Source organism: Azospirillum sp. A26, from assembly GCF_042604635.1.
In the GTDB taxonomy this organism is placed as follows: Bacteria; Pseudomonadota; Alphaproteobacteria; order Azospirillales; family Azospirillaceae; genus Azospirillum; species Azospirillum palustre.
In genome coordinates, this window is record NZ_CP170474.1 from 187488 (window position 1) to 205592 (window position 18105).

An 18105-nucleotide genomic window follows, 5' to 3' on the forward strand; every position below is an offset into this window, starting at 1 on the left:
GTGAAAGACCGTCCCAAACGGTTGCGCATCGCCGCGGAGGATCGGACATGACCATCGGCCGTCAGCGAATGATGTTGGCTTGGCGCGGCGGCCTTCTTGCCGCCGCCACCCTGCTGTCAGCCTCCTGCGCCAACCCGCAGGCCGAACTGGCGCTGCGAGCGCCGGAGGCGATGGTCGGGATGAGCAAGGGCGGCTTGCTGTCCTGCGCCGGCGTGCCGGAACGCTCCGCCGTCAACGGCGATGCGGAGTATCTGGTCTACACACGCCGGCAGACCCTGGTCGACCGCGACGTGGATTGGGAGCCCAGCCCCTGGCTCGGCCCGCGTGGGCCGCTGCTGTGGCAGCCCGACGTGACGACGTGGTCCCGGACCTACAGTTGCGAAGCGACCTTCGAGCTGCGTGGCGGCCGGGTTACCGCGGTGCGCTACAACGACAGGCGCGATCCCACGCTGTGTTACCAGATCGTCGGAAATTGCATGCGCTAGGCGCCGGCCGGTCGGGCTATCTGGCGGCCTCTCGGCACCCCGTCGACGACCGGGGGCCGCCGAGCCAGAAATGAAGGAGTCGACATGCAAGGCAAAACAACGTCATGGCTGCGCCGGGCCGGACTGGCCGGCGGCATTGCGCTGGCCCTCTTCGCCGCCCAGGTCGCCGAAGCAGCGGCAGAGACCGTGAAGCTCGGCGTCATGGGCGGTGCGGAGGAGGAGATCGCCGAGGTGGCGAAGACGGTGGCGGCAGGCAAGGGTCTGACCGTCGAACTGATCACCTTCTCCGACTACAACATCCCCAATGCGGCGCTGGATGCCGGCGACCTCGATGCCAACGCCTTCCAGCACAAGCCCTATCTGGAGGCCCAGATCGCCGCCCGCGGCTATAAGATCGTGCCCATCGGCTTCACCATCGTCGAACCGATGGGGCTCTATTCTCGCAAGATCAAATCCGCCGGCGACCTGAAGCCCGGCTCCAGCATCGGCATTCCGAACGACCCCAGCAACGGCGGCCGTGCGCTGAACCTGCTGGCGGCCAACGGCCTGATCACGCTGGCGCCCGGCAAGGGCCTGTCGCCGAGCATCCTCGACATCGCCGAGAATCCGAAGAAGCTCAAGCTGGTGGAACTGGAGGCAGCGCAGTTGCCGCGCGCCCTGGAGGACTTCGACGCCGCGATCATCAACACCGACTATGCGGTGAATTCCGGCCTGACTCCGTCGAAGGACGCGCTGATCCAGGAGCCGCGCGAAGGCAACCCCTACGGCAACTTCATCGCCGCGCGGGAGAAGGACAAGGACCGTCCCGCCCTGAAGACGCTGGTCGAGTCCTTCCAGTCCAAGGAGGTCCGCGACTTCCTGGAGACCCGGTTCAAGGGCGCGATCCTGCCGGCCTGGTGACCGATGCACTGCCGCCTCCCCACCTTTGCGGGTGGGAGGCGGCAGAAGCCCCCGTTTGGGCGCCCTACTAAGCGGCCGGAAGCGGAGAGGCCTGACGGGCAAGCAGCTTCCAGGCTCCGTCGACCTTCTTCCAGACCTGCAGCACCTTGATGTGGGCGGTGTTGGTCTTGCCGTCCGGCAGGTTGTTGACCGAATCGAAGGTGTGGCGGGCGACCGCGATGTCGCCGACCACCTGGATCGCATGGTCGCTGAGGTCCAGCGCCTTGAAGGCGTTCTTGCCGTCGAGGCTGCCGACGAAGGCGGCCTTGTCCTCCAGCCTGCTGTTCGAATGGCCGTAGGTCAGCTGGTCCATCGTCATCGCCCGCAGCGTGGCACCGTCGCCCGCCAGCATGGCGTCGCGAAGCCCGTTCACCGCCTTCGCCACCGCCTGCTGGTCGTCATCGGCGGCAAACGCGCCGCCCAGCGGTGCGATGGCGGCGGGCATCGCCAGCCCGGCGGCGGCGGCAGCGAGCAGAGTGCGGCGCGAGCGGATGTGGCCGGATTTGAACGCAGTCTTCTTGAGCATGGTGACCCTCCCGATTGATTGCAGTCACGCCCACCCGGAACGCTGGCGGGCTCTCAATGTGATATACTAGTATCCACGTCAGTGCCACAAACCGTTGGGGTGTGCGCCGGTTCGCCGCAGAGGACCGGATCGGCCGCCAAGTGGATTTCCGGTTGGCATGCCCCCATCCGCATGGGCTATGTGACTTTCCGGAGATCATCTTGTGATTGGCTGCGCCGGACCGGGCAGGCGGCTATGCTCCCGGCCGCGGAGACGGATTTGAAAGCGGGGAGAGGGGCATGACGACCAGACGGCGAAAACTGCCGCGCAAGCGCAAAGGCCGGCAGGCGACCGCGGTTCGCGGGTCGGCAGGGGAGCCGGTCAACACCGGACGGCCGTCCCAGGGTGGCTTGACGACGGCCATCAGGGGGACCGCGGCAACCGCGGGCATGGCGTCCAAGGGCCGCGGCCGGGTGCGCTACGTGCCCACGCCGGATTCCGCCGCCGGCCGCTTCCTCAGCCCGGAACAGCAATTTCTGCTGAAGAAGCGGCGCGAGGCCGAGCAGCGCGCGGCGAAGGACCGGCGCACCGCCTTCGCCATCATTCTGGTGCTGATACTCCTGGCGGCGGGTGCGGTCGCCGGTCTGGTCTGGCTCTGGCGGTCTTCAGCCCTCTGACCGCGCCGCGCTCAATGCGTCGCCCCGGCCAGCGCCGCGGCGTAGCGTTGGGCCAGCAGCGGGCTGGCGGCGGCACATGCTTCCGCCACGAGGCGGGAGCCCTGGACATAGGCGTCGGCCCGCTCGACGCTCCAGGACAGCGGGCGTTCGACCGCCAGCGCCTGCAGGATGGAGATCTGCTCGGCAAGCTTGATGCGCTTGGCCCCTTCGGGCGCGGCGGCGAGGCGGGCCGCCTGGATCGCCTTGCGCTCGGCAATTGCCTTGCCGACATCCTCCGGTGCATCGCTGACCGCGGCGACGAGGTCGGCGACCTCCTGCCCGAATCGTTGGGCCAGATCGGCGACGTTGGTCAGCCCATCCTCCACCGCGTCGTGCAGCCAGGCCGCAGCGATCTCGGCGGACGTGCCGCCGGCCTGCGCCACGAGTTCCGCCGTTTCCGACAGATGCGAGACGAAGGGCGTGCGCGCCCGGTCGGGCCGATAGGTGCCGTCATGCAGTTCCGCCGCGTAACGCAGCGCCGCGATGACCACTTCCTTGTCCATAGACATGTGCTCTCCTCCGCGCCGCGAGCGGGCGGCGGAAGCCATGGCCCGTCCCGGCGGCGACAGTCCGCAAGGATGCCCGGTCGGGCGGCGCCCGCGGTGAAGGCGCGGCGGCGACCGATCCCCGAATGTTCGCAACCGGGTAAGGAGATGCTCCGCCCTCATGCGGCCGAAGTCCAGGCCCTCGGCCGGCGGCACATCGCCGCGGTCTGACCTCCGGGGTTAGGCGACCAAGGCGGAAACCGCCTTCGCCAGCTACACGCGCACCTTCGACTGCCGGCCTCAGACCCGCCGCTGCTCCAGTGCCTTGACGGCGAGGCACAGGATTTCGAACAGCATCTGCGCACCGGCCTGCGCCGTGGTGGTGTTGGCATCGTACTGCGGTGCCACCTCCACCACGTCGCCACCAATGACATTCAGCCCGGCCAGCCCGCGCAGAAGCTCGATGGCCTCCCGCGTGCTCAGCCCGCCGACCTCCGGCGTGCCGGTGCCCGGCGCGAACACCGGGTCGAGGCAGTCCACGTCGAACGAGACATAGACCGGCCCGTCGCCGACCACCCGGCGGGCCTGTTCGATCACCGCAGGGATGCCGCGCTGCGCCACCTCCTCGGCATGGATCACCGTCATGCCGGACTCGTAGGAGAACTCCCAGAGGAACTCGGTGCTGCCGCGGATGCCGATCTGCACCGTGCGCTCCGGGTCGAGAACGCCGTCCAGCACCGCTTGGCGGAAGGGGCCGCCATGGTGAAACTTGGACCCTTCGTAGGGGCCGCCGGTGTCGCAATGGGCATCGAAATGGATCATGCCGACCGGCCGGTCCCGTCCCACCGCCTTCAGGATCGACTGGCTGATCGAATGGTCGCCACCGACCGACAGCGGGATCACCCCGGCATCCATCACCCTGTTGTAAAAGCCCTCGATGTCGTGATGGCAGGCCTCCAGGTTGAAGCGGCTGGACAGCGGCACATCGCCGACATCGGCCATCCGGCAGGCCGCCGACGGCACCATTTTCAGCACATATTCGTAAGGACCGATCCGCTCGATGGTCCGCACCGCCCGCGGACCGAAGCGGGCGCCGGCGCGGTTGGTCACCCCCAGGTCCATCGGCACGCCGATCAGCGCAACCTCCAGCCCGCCGAAATCGGGCAGTTCGGGCGCGTCCGGACGGTATGGCGCGTCGAGCAGGGTGGAGACCCCGGCGAAGGGCTGGGTCCGCCGCCCCCCGGCGGAGAATTGCAGGGCGGCGACACGCTGGAACTCGGGAGAGTGGATGTCGGCGCCGCCGCTGCCGCTGTATTTCTCGCGCAGGCGGTTGAGCTTGTTCGGATCGATCATTTCGAAAAATCTCCTGTCGGAAGGTCGGTCGAGCCGGTCAGTCCTGCCGTATCCAGGCGCCAAGCAGGCGCGGCAGGTCGCCGAAGCGGGCGATCAGCCCGAAGACGGCCGCGGTCAGCAGCACGAACAGCACGGTGACGGCGGCCATGGTCGGCGTGTAGCCGTAGCGCAGAGCGTTGAAGATCTTGATCGGCAGCGTTTCCAGCGTGAAGCCAGCGACCATGTAGGCGACGATGTATTCGTTGAGCGACAGCACGAAGGCGAAGGCGAAGCCCGAAATCATGTATGGCCGCACCAGCGGCATCACCACCGTCCGCAGCACGGTGCGGTCGTCGGCCCCCATGGTCGAGGCGGCCTCGACAAAGCTGCGGTCCACCGCGCCGAAGCCCAGCGACAGCGTGACCAGCGGCAGGGTGACGAAGAAGACGGCGTGGCTGACCACCACCGTCCACGGCTCGCCATACTGTCCGAAGGTGGACCAGAAGCTGAGGAATCCCAGCGCGGTGATGACCGGCGGCAGGATGAAGGGGGCCATTCCCAGCACCTCGAACGCCCGCGCCCAGGGCGCGCGCCAGCGCCAGATGAACCACGCCAGCGGAAAGGCGATGGCAACCGCCAGCGCCGCCGAGGACGCCGCCACCACGAGGCTGGCGACCAGCGCCCCGCGCCAGCCGGGATCGGTGAAGATCTCGGCGTACCAGGACAGCGACAGCCCCTTGGGCGGAAAGTCGAGCGAGCGTTTGGCGTTCAGCGACACCCCCGCCACCACCAGGATCGGCGCCGCCAGGACGAGGCCGATCAGGCCGGCCATCAGGCTGTTGAGCCAGCGCAGCATCACGCCTCCTCCTTGCGTCCGAACAGCAGGGACAGCCCGACCAGCGCCAGACTGACCAGCACCAGGAAGACCGCCATCGCCGCCGCGAACGGCATGTTGGACTGGTAGATCGCCTGATCGGTGATCAGCACCGACAGGGTCCAGTGCTGCGGCCGGCCAAGAAGCTGCGGCAGCAGGTAGCTGCCCAACGCGAAGACGAAGGCCATGATCAACGTCGCCACGATGGTGTTGCGCTGGGCCGGCACCACCACGGTGAAGAAGGCCTTGAGCGGCGAGGCCCCCAGCGTCCGCGACGCCTCAACCAGCGCTGGGTCGAGCCGGGCCAGCGCCGGATAGAGCACCAGCACCGTGTAGGGGAAGGCCTGATAGACCATGCCGGCCAGCAGCCCGCCGAAGCTGGGCGACAGCGATTGCGGCTCCGCCATCAGCCCGACCGCCACCAGCAGGTTGGTGATGCCGGCGGTGCGCGACAGCAGGGTCGACCACGCAAAGCCGATGATCACCTCAGACAGCGACAGGATCGACAGCAGGAAGACCAGCCAGCGCACCTGGGCCGCCCGCGGCAGCCGCGCCAGCCGGTAGGTGAAGGGAAAGCCGATGCCGACGGCCACCACCGCTACCAGTGCCGCCAGTTCCAGCGAGAAGGACAGGACCCCGCCGAAGAAGGCGCTGAGGAACCGTTCGTAATTGGCCAGCACCAGATCGGGCTCGTAGAAGCCGCCGGGAATCCGGCGGGCGACGCTGACCGCGATCATCAGGCCGAAGGGAATGACGAAGAAGACGACCAGAATCAGCGCCGGAAACAGGATCGGCGCGTGCTCGCCCAGGCTGCGGGGGGCGCGGCGGATCATGACACCCTCCCCTCCGGCGGCAGGACGACACAGGCCTCGGCCGGAATCTCGACGATGACGGCAGCACCCGGTTCGACCGCCGGGCGATCCTGCGGCCGGGTCAGAGCCACGATCTCCCGCCCGGCGACATCGATGCGGAACTCGACGCTGGCACCGAGATCGCGGACGAAGGACAGGGTCCCGGCCAGCCGGTTCGCTCCATTGGGCGCGGTCGCCGGATGCAGCAGCACCTCCTCCGGCCTGACCGACAGCAGGGCGCGGCCGTGCGGCGGCAGTCCGGCCAGGGCCAGTTCGCCCCCCGGCACGCTGGCACGGCCGGGGACCGTCACCTCGCCTTCCAACAGGTTGGTCATGCCGATGAAGTCGGCGACGAAGGCGTCGGCGGGCCGGCGGTAGACCTCCATCGGCGGGGCGGCCTGACGGATCCGCCCTTCCGACATCACCACCACCAGATCGGCCATGGTCATCGCCTCGCGCTGGTCGTGGGTGACGACGATGGTGGTGATACCCAACCGGCGTTGAAGCTGCTTCAGTTCGATCTGCATCGCCTCGCGGAGCTTGGCGTCGAGCGCCGACAGCGGTTCGTCCAGCAGGAACAGCTTCGGCTCCAGCGCCAGGGCGCGGGCGATAGCGATGCGCTGGCGCTGGCCGCCCGACAGCCGCGACACCGGCCGGTCGGCCATGCCGGGCAGGCGCACCAGCTCCAGCAGGTCATCCGCTTTGCGGCGGCGCTCCTCAGCGGGAATGCCGCGGATGCGCAGGGGATAGGCGATGTTCTCCCCGGCGCTGAGATGGGGGAACAGGGCCAGCGACTGGAACACCATGCCGAAATCCCGCTTGTGGGCGGGGGTCGCGGTGATGTCGCGCTCGTCGATCAGCAGCTGGCCGCCAGAGGGTTCCTCCAGCCCGGCAATCATCCGCAACAGCGTGGTCTTGCCGCAGCCGGACGGCCCCAGCAGGCAGACGAACTGACCGTGCGGGATGCGCAGGCTCGCCCCATGCACTGCGGTGAAGCTGCCGTAACGCTTGGTGAGACCGTCGAGAACGAGGGCGGACATGGGCGGGCCTTCGGATCGTTCGGAAAGGACGGAGCCCTTCCCCCCGCACAAGGGGAAGAAGGGCGCTCGCGGGTCAGCCCACGATCATTTCCGTCCATTTCTGGTTCAGCCAGTCGGCCTTCGACACATAGAGGTCATAGCGCGGAACGATAGGCGCCAGATCGGAGGAGACCGCGGCGAACTCCTTGTCCGTCAGGTCGGTGGCCGACCGGTCGATGGTCGGCGAAGTGCCGACCCTGCGCGACAGCAGCGCCTGGATTTGCGGCTGGCACATGTAATCGATAAAAACATGGGCCAGATCGGCGGCCTTGGAGGCCTTGGACACCGCCCAGCTGCCGGAATCGAGGATGCCGCCCTCCTTGGGGAAGGTGGAGCGCACCGGATGGCCGTCGGCGGCGGCAAGCCCGGTGACGTCGTGGTAATATTGCCCCATCGGGACCTCGCCGGACTTCAGCGCCGCTTCGAACTGAGCCTCGTCGCGGTACCAAAGCTTCACATTGTTCTTCAGCTCGGCCAGCTTCTTGAAACACTCCAACTGGCCCTGTTCGCTGTCGAGATGCTTGGGGCCGCCGAAGAAGGTGGCGGCGGTCACGTCCAGCAGGAAAGAGTTGGAGACCAGCGCCAGCAGGCCGAGCTTGTCCTTGTTGGTCGGGTCCCACAGCGCCGCCCAGCTTTCCGGAGCCTGGGGGTAGCTCTTGGTGTTGGTCACCAGGGTGATGTACCAGGACACCGCGCCGATGCCGGACAGCCGGCCGTCGGGATACCTGTTCATCAGCGCCGGCTTGACCTTGGCGGCGTTCGGCAGCCTGGCGGGATCGAGCGGCGCCCACAGCTCTGCGGCCATGCCCTTCAGCATCGCCACCTGGGACATCATCGACACGTCGGCCGGAGCCTGCTTCGCACGGGCGGCCTGCTCAAGCTGGATCAGCCACGCCTCGCCCGTCGGTTCGGCCACCGCCTCCACCGCGATGCCGGTCGCCTTGGTGAAGTCCGGGAAGATGTGCTTGTCGAAGCTGTCCTTGAAATAGCCGCCATAGACCCCGACTTTCAGCGACTTCGATTGTGCCCGGACGATGGAGGGAAACCCCACCGCCGCCGCTGCGGCCGCCACGCCCGCCCCCGCCAGCACCGCCCGCCGGCCCAATCCCCTGCCCAGTCCCGCGCCGATCGTCATAGCGTGTCTCCCTCTCGCCGTTGGTCAGCCCCGATGGAAATGCATGACGGAAGTAGACGGCGACTTTGCGGTCCCACACATCCGGAATTTTTTGTATCTTACTTCGACAGGAGCCGAAGTAAGTCCGGCCCGAACCCCATCCAGGCCGGAGGGTTGCCGATCGCATGAGCCGGATGACCATCGAGACCGCCGATCTGCGGCTCTTTCGCCTGTTCATGACAGTGGTCGAGGCCGGCGGCTTTACTGCGGCGCAAGGCGAACTGAACCTATCGCTTTCCACCATCTCCACCCATTTCGCCGAACTGGAAGGGCGGCTGGGGGTGCGGCTGTGCCGGCGCGGCCGCTCCGGCTTCAAGCTGACGGAGGAGGGGCAGGCGGTCTATGACGAGCTGCGGCGGGTGTTCGACACGCTGGACCGGTTCGGCGCCCGCGTGCGGGGACTGCGCGACCGCCTGACCGGCACCCTCAGCATCGGGCTGGTGGACAACACGCTGACCGACGCCAATTTCCCGCTGGAGCGCGTGATCACCCGCTTCGCCGACGCCGCCCCCGAGGTCAACCTGTCCATCTCAACCCGGCCGCCCAATGAGCTGCTGCGCGACGTGGTCGGCGGCGAGCTTCACCTCGCCATCGCCAGCTTTCCGCGGATCGTGCCCGGCCTCTCCTACATCGACCTCTACACGGAAACCAACCTGTTCTATTGCGGGGCCGGTCATCCGCTGTTCGATCGGCCGGACAGCATGGTCGATCTGGACGAGGTGCGCCGTCACCGGCTGGTCGCCCGCAGCTATTGGGGGGCGCGCGACATCAAGATCTTCGCCATCAGCGCCCCGCATGCGACCGTCGGCGACATGGAGGGCGCCGCCCGGCTGATCCTGTCCGGCCGCTATCTCGGCTATCTGCCCGACCATTACGCCGCCCCCTTCGTCCAGGCCGGACGGCTGCGCCCCCTGCTGCCACGGGTGCTGTCCTATCACTCGCCGTTCCAGATCGCCGTCCACAGCGAGCGGGCCAGGACGCCGGTGGTCGATCTGTTCATGACCCTGACGCGGGAGGAGATCGCCAGCCGCTGATGCTCCTTCAGATCTCTTCGTCATGGTGGGATTTGGTATACCATTGGGGTGAACGGTGGAGGATGCCCGCGCATCCGGCCCTTCACCGCAAAAAGCCAACATCGGGGAGTCGACGGAGACCATGCGCAACTTCGAAGAACCGGGCCGGTCGCTCGCCATGGGGCGCAACGGCATGGCCGCCACCTCGCACCCGGCGGCAACCCTGACGGCGGTCGAAATCCTCAAGGCCGGCGGCACGGCAATCGATGCCGCGGTGGCGGCCTGCACGGTCCAGAGCGTGGTCGAAGCCGGATCGACCGGGATCGGCGGCGACTGCTTCGCCATGGTTGCTCCGCAGGGCGGGACCGACATCCGCGCCTACAACGGCTCCGGCCGCACCCCGGCGGCGATGACGCTGGAGTGCCTGCGGGCGGCGGGCGTCACTGCCATCGACCGCCATTCCCCCCACGCGGTCACGGTGCCGGGTGCGGTGGATGCCTGGGCGCGGCTGGTCGCCGACCATGGCCGCCTGCCCCTGGGCGAGATCTTCGCCCCGGCCATCGCCATGGCGCGCGAAGGCTACGCCGTAACGCCGCGGGTGTCGCACGACCTCGCGCAGCAGACCGATCTACTCCGCCGGAACCCGGCCGCCACCGCCACCTTCCTGGTGGACGGACAGGCCCCCGCCGCCGGCACTGTCCAGACCCAGCCGCTGCTGGCCGACACGCTGGAGGCCATCGGGCGCGAGGGGCCGGACGCCTTCTACCGTGGCGCCGTCGCCGAGGACATGGTGGAGTGCCTGCGGGCGGCGGGCGGCTTCCACAGCCTGGAGGATTTCGCCGAAGCCCGGGGCGAGTATGTGACGCCGATCCGGACCGACTATCGCGGCCGCACAATCCATGAATGCCCGCCGAACGGACAGGGCATCATCGCCCTGATGATCCTGAACATCCTGAAGCGCTTCCAGCCAGCCGGCGATCCGCTCGACCCCGACGGCCTGCATGTGGAGATCGAGGCGACGCGGCTCGCCTATGCGGCGCGCGACGCCTTCCTGGCCGATCCGGCACGGACCGGACCGTCGATGGTCGAGTATCTGCTGTCCGATGCGCTGGCCGACGAACTGGCCGCCCGCATCGACACCGCCCGCGCGCTGGCGGTCGGCAGAGTGTTCGACGCTGTCGAGCACAAGGACACCGTCTACATCGCCGTGGTCGACAAGCAGCGCACGGCGGTCAGCTTCATCAGCTCGATCTTCCATCCCTACGGCAGCGGGCTGATGGCGCCGCGCTCCGGTGTGCTGTTCCACAACCGGGGCCAGAGCTTTTCACTGGTCGACGGGCATCCTAACATGGTGGCGCCGCGCAAGCGGCCGATGCACACCATCATTCCCGGCATGGTCAGCGAGAACGGGCGCGTCAGCCTGACCTTCGGCGTCATGGGCGGGCATTACCAAGCGATGGGCCACGCCCATTTCCTGTCGAAGCTGTTCGACCATAGGCTGGACGTTCAGAGCGCCATCGACCTGCCGCGCCTGTTCCCCCTGCCCGGCACCCTCACTGTGGAGGCGGAGACGGCCATCCGCAGCAGGGCGGGGGCGGAACTGGCCCGCCGTGGCTTCACCGTGACGGCGCCCACCGGAGCCATCGGCGGCGCCCAGGCCATCGCCATCGACTGGGAGCGCGGAACCCTGCTGGGCGGCTCCGACCACCGGAAGGACGGGTGCGCGCTGGGCTACTGATGCGCCACCGGCGGCGATGCCGTGCAAAGGACCATGATCGCCGCACCATGGTCCTTCGGCTACGAAGCAATGACCGTTGACAGGTCCGTCAATACAGCTCACATTGTCAACAATCGACTGTCTACGGCGAGGGCGCATGGCTGACGGAGCGAAGGGCAAGGCTGCGGGATCGGTCCTGGCGCGCGTGCCGAAAGCGACCTTCCGCGCCCACATCGCGGACGGGCTGCGGGCCGCGATCCTGAACGGCGACATCGAGCCCGGGGCGCAGCTTGTCGAGACCACGCTCGCCGACCAGTTCGGGGTCAGCCGCGGACCTTTGCGCGAAGCCATGCGGCAGCTGATCGACGAGGGGCTGCTGATCGCCGTGCCCTACACCGGCACCCATGTCGTCGGGCTGTCGGTCGATGACGTGCGCGAGATCTATTCGATGCGCGTCACTCTGGAGATCTTCGCCTTCGAGCAGATCTGGGCACGGCGCGACCAATCCTTCCGCCAGGGCCTCGTCGCCCGGCTCGACGCGCTCACCGCCTGCATTGACGCCGAGGACGATGCCGCCAGCATCGTCGCCGAGCTGCAACTGCACGGCTTCGTCTATGAGGCGACCGGGCACAAGCTGCTGATCCGGACCTGGGACAGCATCCGCGGGCGCTTGCAGCTTTACTGGGCGGCACACCACCGGGCGCACGGCATCCGCGGTCCGCGCCGCGACGGTCATGACCGCTATGTGGAGATGGCGCTCTCCGACGATTTCGACGCGCTGAAGTCCGAAATCACCGACCACATGGCCCGTGGCGGCCGGCAGACCGAAGAGTTCCTGCGGGGCTGCCGCTGACCGAACCGACAAAAAGACGACGAACAGACAGAGGAGGCTTTGAGATGACCATCGACCAGGGAAATATCGGCCGCAGGACCCTGCTCGGCCTTGCTGCTGCCGCCGCTGGCGCCGTCGGACTGTTGGCTCTGCCGGCATTCGCCGCCTCGCCCTCCACGCTCGACAGGGTCAAGGAGAGCAAGCGCCTGCGCATCGGCGTGACCTCGGCCGAGCCCTGGTTCTTCAAGGATCCGATGACCGAGACCTGGACCGGCGTCGGTGTGGCGATGGGGCAGCGGCTGGCCGCCAGCCTCGGCGCCACGCTGGTTCCGGTAGAGACGACCTGGGCCAACGCGGTGGGCGCGCTCCAGGCCGACCAGATCGACCTGATGTTCGTCCTCGACCCGACCGAGGAGCGGCGCAAGGCCATCGACTTCCCCGATGCCCCGCTGTTCTACTATGCCATGGGCGCGCTGGTCGCCGGCGATTCCACCATCAAGAGCTGGGCGGACATCGACAAGCCGGGCCTGCGCATCGGCGTGACGCTCGGCACCTCGCTGGACAAGAACGTGACCGCGATGGTGAAGCAGGCGGCGATCAACCGCTTCTCCAACAACGACGAGACCATCGCCGCCTTTGCCGCCAAGCGCATCGACGTCGCCGTCCAGTTCCACCCGGCGCTCGTCGTCCAGCAGACCCGCCTGCGCCTGGGCAAGGTCATCCTGCCCGAACCGGTGGAGCCGGTGGCCACCAGCGTCGGCCTGCGCAAGGAGGAGAACCCGGCCTTCCGCGACTGGCTGGATGGACAGCTGAAGACGCTCTATGCCGACGGCGTCCCCGACCAGTTGTTCGCCGGCTATCTGAAGTCGAAGAACGTCGATGCCTCGAAGATTCCCGGCCTGATCAAGGAAGCCTGGCACTGAGCGGCGACCTACTCGCCAAATCCGGGACGAGCTCTCTCCACCGTCATCCCCGCGAAGGCGGGGATCCAGGAAACTCCCCAGCCAAGCGGCTGAAATAGCTGGATCCCCGCCTTCGCGGGAATGACGGCTGAGAGACGCGCATCGTCTGTCGCCTCGGAAGGACATCCACAAGGACGCCGCATGAGCTACCAATGGGATTTCTCGCCGGTCCTGACGCGATGGCCGCTGCTGCTCGACGGTCTGCTCAACACGGTGAAGATCGCTGCCATCGCCATCGTCTTCGGCGTCCTCGTCGGGCTGGTCCTGGCTTTGCTGCGGCTGTCGCCGCGCCGGTCTCTGCGCCTGCCGGCGGCGGTCTTCGTCGAGTTCTACCGCAACACGCCGCCCATCGTGCATTTCTTCTGGTTCTTCTACGCCCTGCCGGTGGTGCTGAACATCAGCCTCGATCCGCTGGTCGCTGCCGTGCTCGCCCTGTCCACCCAGTCCGGCGCCTTCTATGCCGAGGTGTTCCGCGGCGGCATCCGTTCCATCGAGCGTGGCCAGTGGGAAGGAGCCAAGGCGCTGGGCATGACCCACACGCAGCTGATGCGGCGCATCGTGGTGCCGCAGGCGGCGACGCGCATGGTCGCTCCCTTCGTCGAACGCTCCTTCGAGCTGATCAAGACCACGGCGCTCGCCTCCACGCTTGCCTATGGGGAGCTGCTCTATCAGGCGATGATGGTGAACAGCGAAACCTTCCGACCGCTGGAGGTCTACACCACCGTCGCCCTGCTTTATCTCGTGCTGCTGGTCTCGTGCAGCGCGCTGGCCCGGGTCGCCGAAGCGCGGCTGACCGCCTACCGCTGAGGAGAACGGCAGATGGACTACGCCTTCGACTTCGCCCTGGTGGTGGAGACCTTCCCGATCCTGATGCGCGGCTTCGTGGTGACGCTGGAGCTTTGGCTGCCCAGCCTCGCCATTGGGCTGGCCGCCGGGCTCGTCCTGGCGCTCGCCCGGCTGTCGCGCAGCCGGCTGCTGCGCGGCGGCAGCCTCGTCTACATCGAGCTGTTCCGCGACACGCCGGTGCTGATCCAGCTGATCTGGTTTTATTACGCCTTCCCCATCCTGATCGGGGTGCAGTTGTCGCCCTTCACCGCGGCGCTGCTCGCGCTGGCACTGAACACCTCGGCCTATGGGGCGGAGATCTTCCGCGGCGGCATCCAGTCCATCGCCCGCGGCCAGTGGGAGGGGGCCAAGGCGCTGGGCATGCGGCATGCCGACGTGCTGCGCCGGATCGTCCTGCCGCAGGTCTTCAAGCTGATGCTGCCGGCCTTCACCAACCGCGCGGTGGAGGTGGCAAAGATGTCGTCGCTGGCCTCCGTGCTGTCGGTCCATGAGCTGATGTATCAGGGCCGGTTGCTGAGTTCGACCTACTACCGTCCCTTCGAAATCCTCACGACCGTGGCGGTCGTCTATTTCGTCCTGATCTATCCGGCCACCTTCCTGTCGATGACCCTCGAACGCCGCATGGCCGGCAAGGGCTGACCGTCATGCAAGCGGAGACTCCCTCCATGCCAGATTCCACTCTGCCGGCGCCGATCCTCCAGGTATCCGGCCTCCACAAATGGTTCGGTACGCTGCATGTGCTGCAGGGGATCGATTTCTCCGTGGCCGCCGGCGAGCGCGTCGCCATCATCGGCGGCAGCGGATCGGGGAAGAGCACCTTCCTACGTTGCCTCAATTTCATGGAGATGCCGACCGCCGGCCGGATCGCGCTCGACGGCACGCCGCTGGGCCGCGCATCCGCCGGCAAGCCCGACGAGGTGCGCTATCCCGAAAGCGAGCTGTGCCGGGTCCGCGAGCGCGTCGGCATGGTGTTCCAGCAGTTCAACCTGTTCCCGCACATGACCGTTCTGGAGAACGCCATGGAAGGGCTGGTCACCGTCAAGCGGATGAAGAAGGCGGAAGCGCGCGAGCGGGCGCTGCGCGAGTTGGACAAGGTCGGGCTGGGCGGCAAGACCGACGTCTATCCCGGACGGCTGTCCGGCGGCCAGCAGCAGCGGGTGGCCATCGCCCGCGCGCTCGCCATGGAGCCGGAGATCCTGCTGTTCGACGAACCGACCTCCTCGCTCGACCCCGAGCTGGTGGGCGAGGTACTGCGCGTCATCCGGCAACTGGCGGAGGAAGGGCGGACCATGCTGCTGGTCACCCACGAGCTTGGCTTCGCCTACCATTTCGCCACCAAGGTGATCTTCCTCGCCGACGGCGTCTTCCACGAGGTCGGGACGCCGGACGAGGTGCTGAAGCACCCCAGACAGGAGCGCACGCGCGCCTTCCTGGAGCGTTTCACCGAGTTTTCCTTCTGAGAGCATCCGTAAAAACAGGCGGCGCAACGCTGGTGGCCGCCGGGAAAGGGTCCATACGATGGTTTCCAACAGCACGGTCAGCCAGACGAGTTCGCAGGGCTATGTCGACGACAGCCGCAACGACGAGGTGCTGATCTATGTGAACGGCGCGTTCTTCCGGCGCGACGAGGCGAAAGTCTCGGTTTTCGACGCCGGTTTCGTGCTGGGCGACGGGGTGTGGGAGGGGTTGCGGCTGGTCAGGGGCCGCATCCTGGCGCTGGACGACCATATGGACCGGCTCTATGAGGGCGCCAATGCCATCCAGCTCGACATCGGCATGACGCGCGAGGAACTGGTCGCGGCGATCCAGGCCACGCTGGACCGCAACGGCATGACCGATGGCGCACACATCCGCCTGATGGTCACCCGCGGCCGCAAGAAGACGCCAAACCAGGATCCGCGCTTCGCCCTTGGTCAGGCGACCATCGTCATCATCGCCGAATACAAAGCGCCGAAGCCGGAATCGAAGGCCAAGGGACTGACGCTGTTCACCTCGACCATCCGGTGCAGCGGCCCCGACGTCTTCGACCTGCGCCTCAACTCGCACAGCCGGCTCAACTTCATCCAGGCGCTGATCCAGGCTATCAATGCCGGCGCCGACGAGGCGTTGATGCTCGATCCCCACGGTTTCGTGGCGAGCTGCAACTCGACCAACTTCTTTATCGTCCGCAAGGGCGAACTCTGGACCTCAACCGGCCGTTTCAACTTCAAGGGCATCACCCGCGCCAAGACCATCGATCTCTACCGCAAGGACGGCCGCACGGTGCGCGAGCACGACTTCACCCTGGCGGAAGTGTATGGTGCGGACGAAGCCTTCGTCACCGGCACGCTGGGCGGCATCACGCCGGTGGTGCGGATCGACGGCCGGCAGATCGGCGACGGCAAGCCGGGGCCGGTCACCGCGCACATCGCCGGGCTGTATGCCCAGGCGATGCTCGGCTGACGGCTGGGCCGTCACACTGTCCCACCGCCGGAGGCGGCGCGCCGTCGCATGTTCCAATTGCTGAAAGCCAGGCTGTCCCGTCCGGAACAGCAGGATCCGGGCATCAGGGCCCCGGCCTGGCTGCGCGCCTTCGTGCGCGGCGACGAGATCTGGCTGGCGGTGCTGGCGGCCGGCATCGGCATCGTCGCCGCCTGCTTGGTCGCCGCCATCGTCACGGCGGTGCAGTCGCTCCATCACGTCCTGTTCGCGGTGGAGGGCCATGACGTCAGCGGGGCCGCCGCCGTCGATCCCTGGCGGGCGGCGCTGGTCCCGGTCGCCGGGGGCGGCCTGATGGCGGGGCTCGGCTGGCTGCTCGCCCGGCTTCCCCGCCTGTCGATCATCGATCCGGTGGAGGCCAACGCGCTGCATGGCGGGCGCATCCCCATCCACGGCAGCCTGCTGCTGGTCCTGCAAACCATGCTGTCCAACGGCTTCGGCGCCTCGGTCGGCATGGAGGCCGGCTATGCCCAGGCCGGCGCGATGGTGGCATCGAAGCTCGGCCGCATCTTCCATGTCCGGCGCGGCGATCTGCGTACGCTGGTCGGCTGCGGCACCGCCGCGGCAATCGCGGCGGCCTTCGACGCGCCGCTGACCGGCGCCTTCTATGCCTTCGAGCTGGTGATCGCCAGCTACTCGATCTCCACCCTGGCCCCGGTCGGCGTCGCCGCCATGACCGGGGTCGGCGTCATGCGGCTGATCCTGCCGCAGCCGTCGTTACAGGTCGGCTTCGCCGGCAGTCTCGGGGCGGCCGATTACGCGCTGGTCTGCCTGATGGGCGTGCTATGCGCCCTGCTCGGCATCGCCATGATGCGGACGGTCGCGCTGGTGGAGGTGGTCTTCAACCGAAGCCGCGTTCCGGCCTGGGCCCGACCGGTCGTCGGCGGATGCTGCATCGGGCTGCTGGCGCTTGCCACGCCGGCGGTGCTGTCGTCGGGCCACGGCGCGTTGCATATCGGCTTCAACGCCTATTACACCGCCCCGGTCCTGCTGGCGCTGATCGGGCTGAAGGCGCTGGCCTCGGCGGTCTCCATCGGGTCCGGCTTCCGCGGCGGCCTGTTCTTCGCCTCGCTGTTCCTGGGGGCGATGCTGGGCAAGCTGGTCGCCATCGGCTGGATGCTGGCGGTCGGGCTGACCATCCCGGCGGTGGTGATCGGCATCGTCGGCATGTGCGCCATGGCCACCGCGGTGCTCGGCGCGCCGCTGACCATGGCCTTCCTCGCCCTGGAGGTCACCGGCAGCCTGCCCCTGACCATCGCGGTTCTGGCCGCCGCGGTGGTGTCGTCGATCACCGTCCGGCGGGTCTTCGGCTATTCCTTCGCCACCTGGCGCTTCCATCTGCGCGGCGAGTCGATCCGCAGCGCCGCCGACGTCGGCTGGATCCGCGACCTGACGGTCGGGCGCATGATGCGCAAGGACGTCCGCACCGTCCGCGACAACCAGACACTCGCCCAGTTCCGCCGCGCCTTCCCGCTGGGGGCGACGCAGAGGGTGATCGTCGTCGATCAGTCCGACCGCTATGCCGGAATCGTCTTCGTGTCGGACGCCCACCGCGAGACAGCGGAGACGGTCGAGCTTGCCGATCTCATCCGCCTCAAAACTGAAATGCTGCTGCCCAACGTCAACATCCGCGAGGCGATGAAGAGCTTCGCCACGGCAGAGAGCGACGTGCTGGCGGTGGTGGACGGCACCGACCGGATGCGGGTGATCGGGCTGCTCACCGAGCAGCACGCGCTGAAGCGCTACAACGAGGAGCTGGACGGGCGGCTGCGCGAGGGCGGCCTGCTGTGACGGGCAGGGTGCAGCCGGACGCCCGC

The 18105-nt window shown here is 67.8% G+C and carries 19 protein-coding genes; 12 read left to right on the forward strand and 7 right to left on the reverse strand.

Annotation, left to right across the window (positions count from 1 at the left end; all coding sequences use genetic code 11):
- The first annotated feature begins 47 nt into the window (after nucleotides 1–47).
- Complete coding sequence (locus ABNQ39_RS24580; protein WP_376962980.1) at nucleotides 48–485, forward strand: hypothetical protein; 438 nt, start codon at nucleotides 48–50, stop codon at nucleotides 483–485.
- Between the two features lie 84 nt (nucleotides 486–569).
- Nucleotides 570–1385, forward strand: coding sequence for a MetQ/NlpA family ABC transporter substrate-binding protein (locus tag ABNQ39_RS24585; protein ID WP_376962983.1), 816 nt, complete (start codon nucleotides 570–572; stop codon nucleotides 1383–1385).
- Between the two features lie 67 nt (nucleotides 1386–1452).
- Here the strand turns inward: ABNQ39_RS24585 and ABNQ39_RS24590 are convergent, their stop codons facing one another.
- Nucleotides 1453–1950, reverse strand: a complete 498-nt coding sequence (locus tag ABNQ39_RS24590) for a nuclear transport factor 2 family protein (protein ID WP_376962986.1) — start codon at nucleotides 1948–1950, stop codon at nucleotides 1453–1455.
- 278 nt (nucleotides 1951–2228) lie between these two features.
- Between ABNQ39_RS24590 and ABNQ39_RS24595 the strand changes: the two genes are divergently transcribed.
- Nucleotides 2229–2606 (forward strand): hypothetical protein, encoded by a 378-nt coding sequence (locus tag ABNQ39_RS24595; protein WP_376962989.1) that lies wholly within the window; start codon nucleotides 2229–2231, stop codon nucleotides 2604–2606.
- A gap of 11 nt (nucleotides 2607–2617) precedes the next feature.
- Here ABNQ39_RS24595 and ABNQ39_RS24600 read toward each other — a convergent pair whose 3' ends face one another.
- From ABNQ39_RS24600 to ABNQ39_RS24625, 6 genes are all read right to left on the reverse strand, one after another.
- Nucleotides 2618–3154, reverse strand: coding sequence for an HD domain-containing protein (locus tag ABNQ39_RS24600; protein WP_376962992.1), 537 nt, complete (start codon nucleotides 3152–3154; stop codon nucleotides 2618–2620).
- Nucleotides 3155–3430: 276 nt separating this feature from the next.
- Complete coding sequence (gene speB, locus ABNQ39_RS24605) at nucleotides 3431–4483, reverse strand: agmatinase (protein WP_376962995.1); 1053 nt, start codon at nucleotides 4481–4483, stop codon at nucleotides 3431–3433.
- A 37-nt stretch (nucleotides 4484–4520) separates the two neighbouring features.
- Nucleotides 4521–5318, reverse strand: a complete 798-nt coding sequence (locus ABNQ39_RS24610; protein WP_376962998.1) for an ABC transporter permease — start codon at nucleotides 5316–5318, stop codon at nucleotides 4521–4523.
- Nucleotides 5318–6169, reverse strand: a complete 852-nt coding sequence (locus tag ABNQ39_RS24615) for an ABC transporter permease (protein WP_376963001.1) — start codon at nucleotides 6167–6169, stop codon at nucleotides 5318–5320. The genes ABNQ39_RS24610 and ABNQ39_RS24615 overlap by 1 nt, the downstream gene beginning before the upstream one ends.
- Nucleotides 6166–7227 (reverse strand): ABC transporter ATP-binding protein, encoded by a 1062-nt coding sequence (locus tag ABNQ39_RS24620; RefSeq protein ID WP_376963004.1) that lies wholly within the window; start codon nucleotides 7225–7227, stop codon nucleotides 6166–6168. The genes ABNQ39_RS24615 and ABNQ39_RS24620 overlap by 4 nt, the downstream gene beginning before the upstream one ends.
- Before the next feature lie 73 nt (nucleotides 7228–7300).
- Entirely contained in the window at nucleotides 7301–8401 is a 1101-nt protein-coding gene (locus ABNQ39_RS24625) for an ABC transporter substrate-binding protein (RefSeq protein ID WP_376963007.1), read from the reverse strand.
- A gap of 164 nt (nucleotides 8402–8565) precedes the next feature.
- Between ABNQ39_RS24625 and ABNQ39_RS24630 the strand changes: the two genes are divergently transcribed.
- From ABNQ39_RS24630 to ABNQ39_RS24670, 9 genes are all read left to right on the forward strand, one after another.
- Nucleotides 8566–9474, forward strand: a complete 909-nt coding sequence (locus tag ABNQ39_RS24630; RefSeq protein ID WP_376963010.1) for a LysR family transcriptional regulator — start codon at nucleotides 8566–8568, stop codon at nucleotides 9472–9474.
- Nucleotides 9475–9595: 121 nt separating this feature from the next.
- Complete coding sequence (locus ABNQ39_RS24635) at nucleotides 9596–11191, forward strand: gamma-glutamyltransferase family protein (RefSeq protein ID WP_376963013.1); 1596 nt, start codon at nucleotides 9596–9598, stop codon at nucleotides 11189–11191.
- Between the two features lie 136 nt (nucleotides 11192–11327).
- Complete coding sequence (locus ABNQ39_RS24640) at nucleotides 11328–12023, forward strand: GntR family transcriptional regulator (RefSeq protein ID WP_376963016.1); 696 nt, start codon at nucleotides 11328–11330, stop codon at nucleotides 12021–12023.
- 44 nt (nucleotides 12024–12067) lie between these two features.
- On the forward strand, nucleotides 12068–12925 hold the full coding sequence (locus ABNQ39_RS24645; protein ID WP_376963019.1) for a transporter substrate-binding domain-containing protein: 858 nt from the start codon (nucleotides 12068–12070) through the stop codon (nucleotides 12923–12925).
- Nucleotides 12926–13105: 180 nt separating this feature from the next.
- Nucleotides 13106–13771: an amino acid ABC transporter permease gene (locus ABNQ39_RS24650; RefSeq protein ID WP_376963021.1), complete on the forward strand. Its 666-nt coding sequence runs from the start codon at nucleotides 13106–13108 to the stop codon at nucleotides 13769–13771.
- 12 nt (nucleotides 13772–13783) lie between these two features.
- On the forward strand, nucleotides 13784–14449 hold the full coding sequence (locus ABNQ39_RS24655; RefSeq protein WP_376963023.1) for an amino acid ABC transporter permease: 666 nt from the start codon (nucleotides 13784–13786) through the stop codon (nucleotides 14447–14449).
- Nucleotides 14450–14475: 26 nt separating this feature from the next.
- Nucleotides 14476–15270: an amino acid ABC transporter ATP-binding protein gene (locus ABNQ39_RS24660; RefSeq protein WP_376963025.1), complete on the forward strand. Its 795-nt coding sequence runs from the start codon at nucleotides 14476–14478 to the stop codon at nucleotides 15268–15270.
- A 58-nt stretch (nucleotides 15271–15328) separates the two neighbouring features.
- A complete protein-coding gene (locus ABNQ39_RS24665; RefSeq protein ID WP_376963028.1) occupies nucleotides 15329–16252 on the forward strand; it encodes an aminotransferase class IV in 924 nt (307 codons plus the stop codon).
- 48 nt (nucleotides 16253–16300) lie between these two features.
- The gene (locus tag ABNQ39_RS24670) at nucleotides 16301–18079 is read left to right on the forward strand and encodes a chloride channel protein (RefSeq protein ID WP_376963031.1); all 1779 of its coding nucleotides are present in this window, start codon (nucleotides 16301–16303) and stop codon (nucleotides 18077–18079) included.
- The last annotated feature ends 26 nt before the right edge of the window (nucleotides 18080–18105 follow it).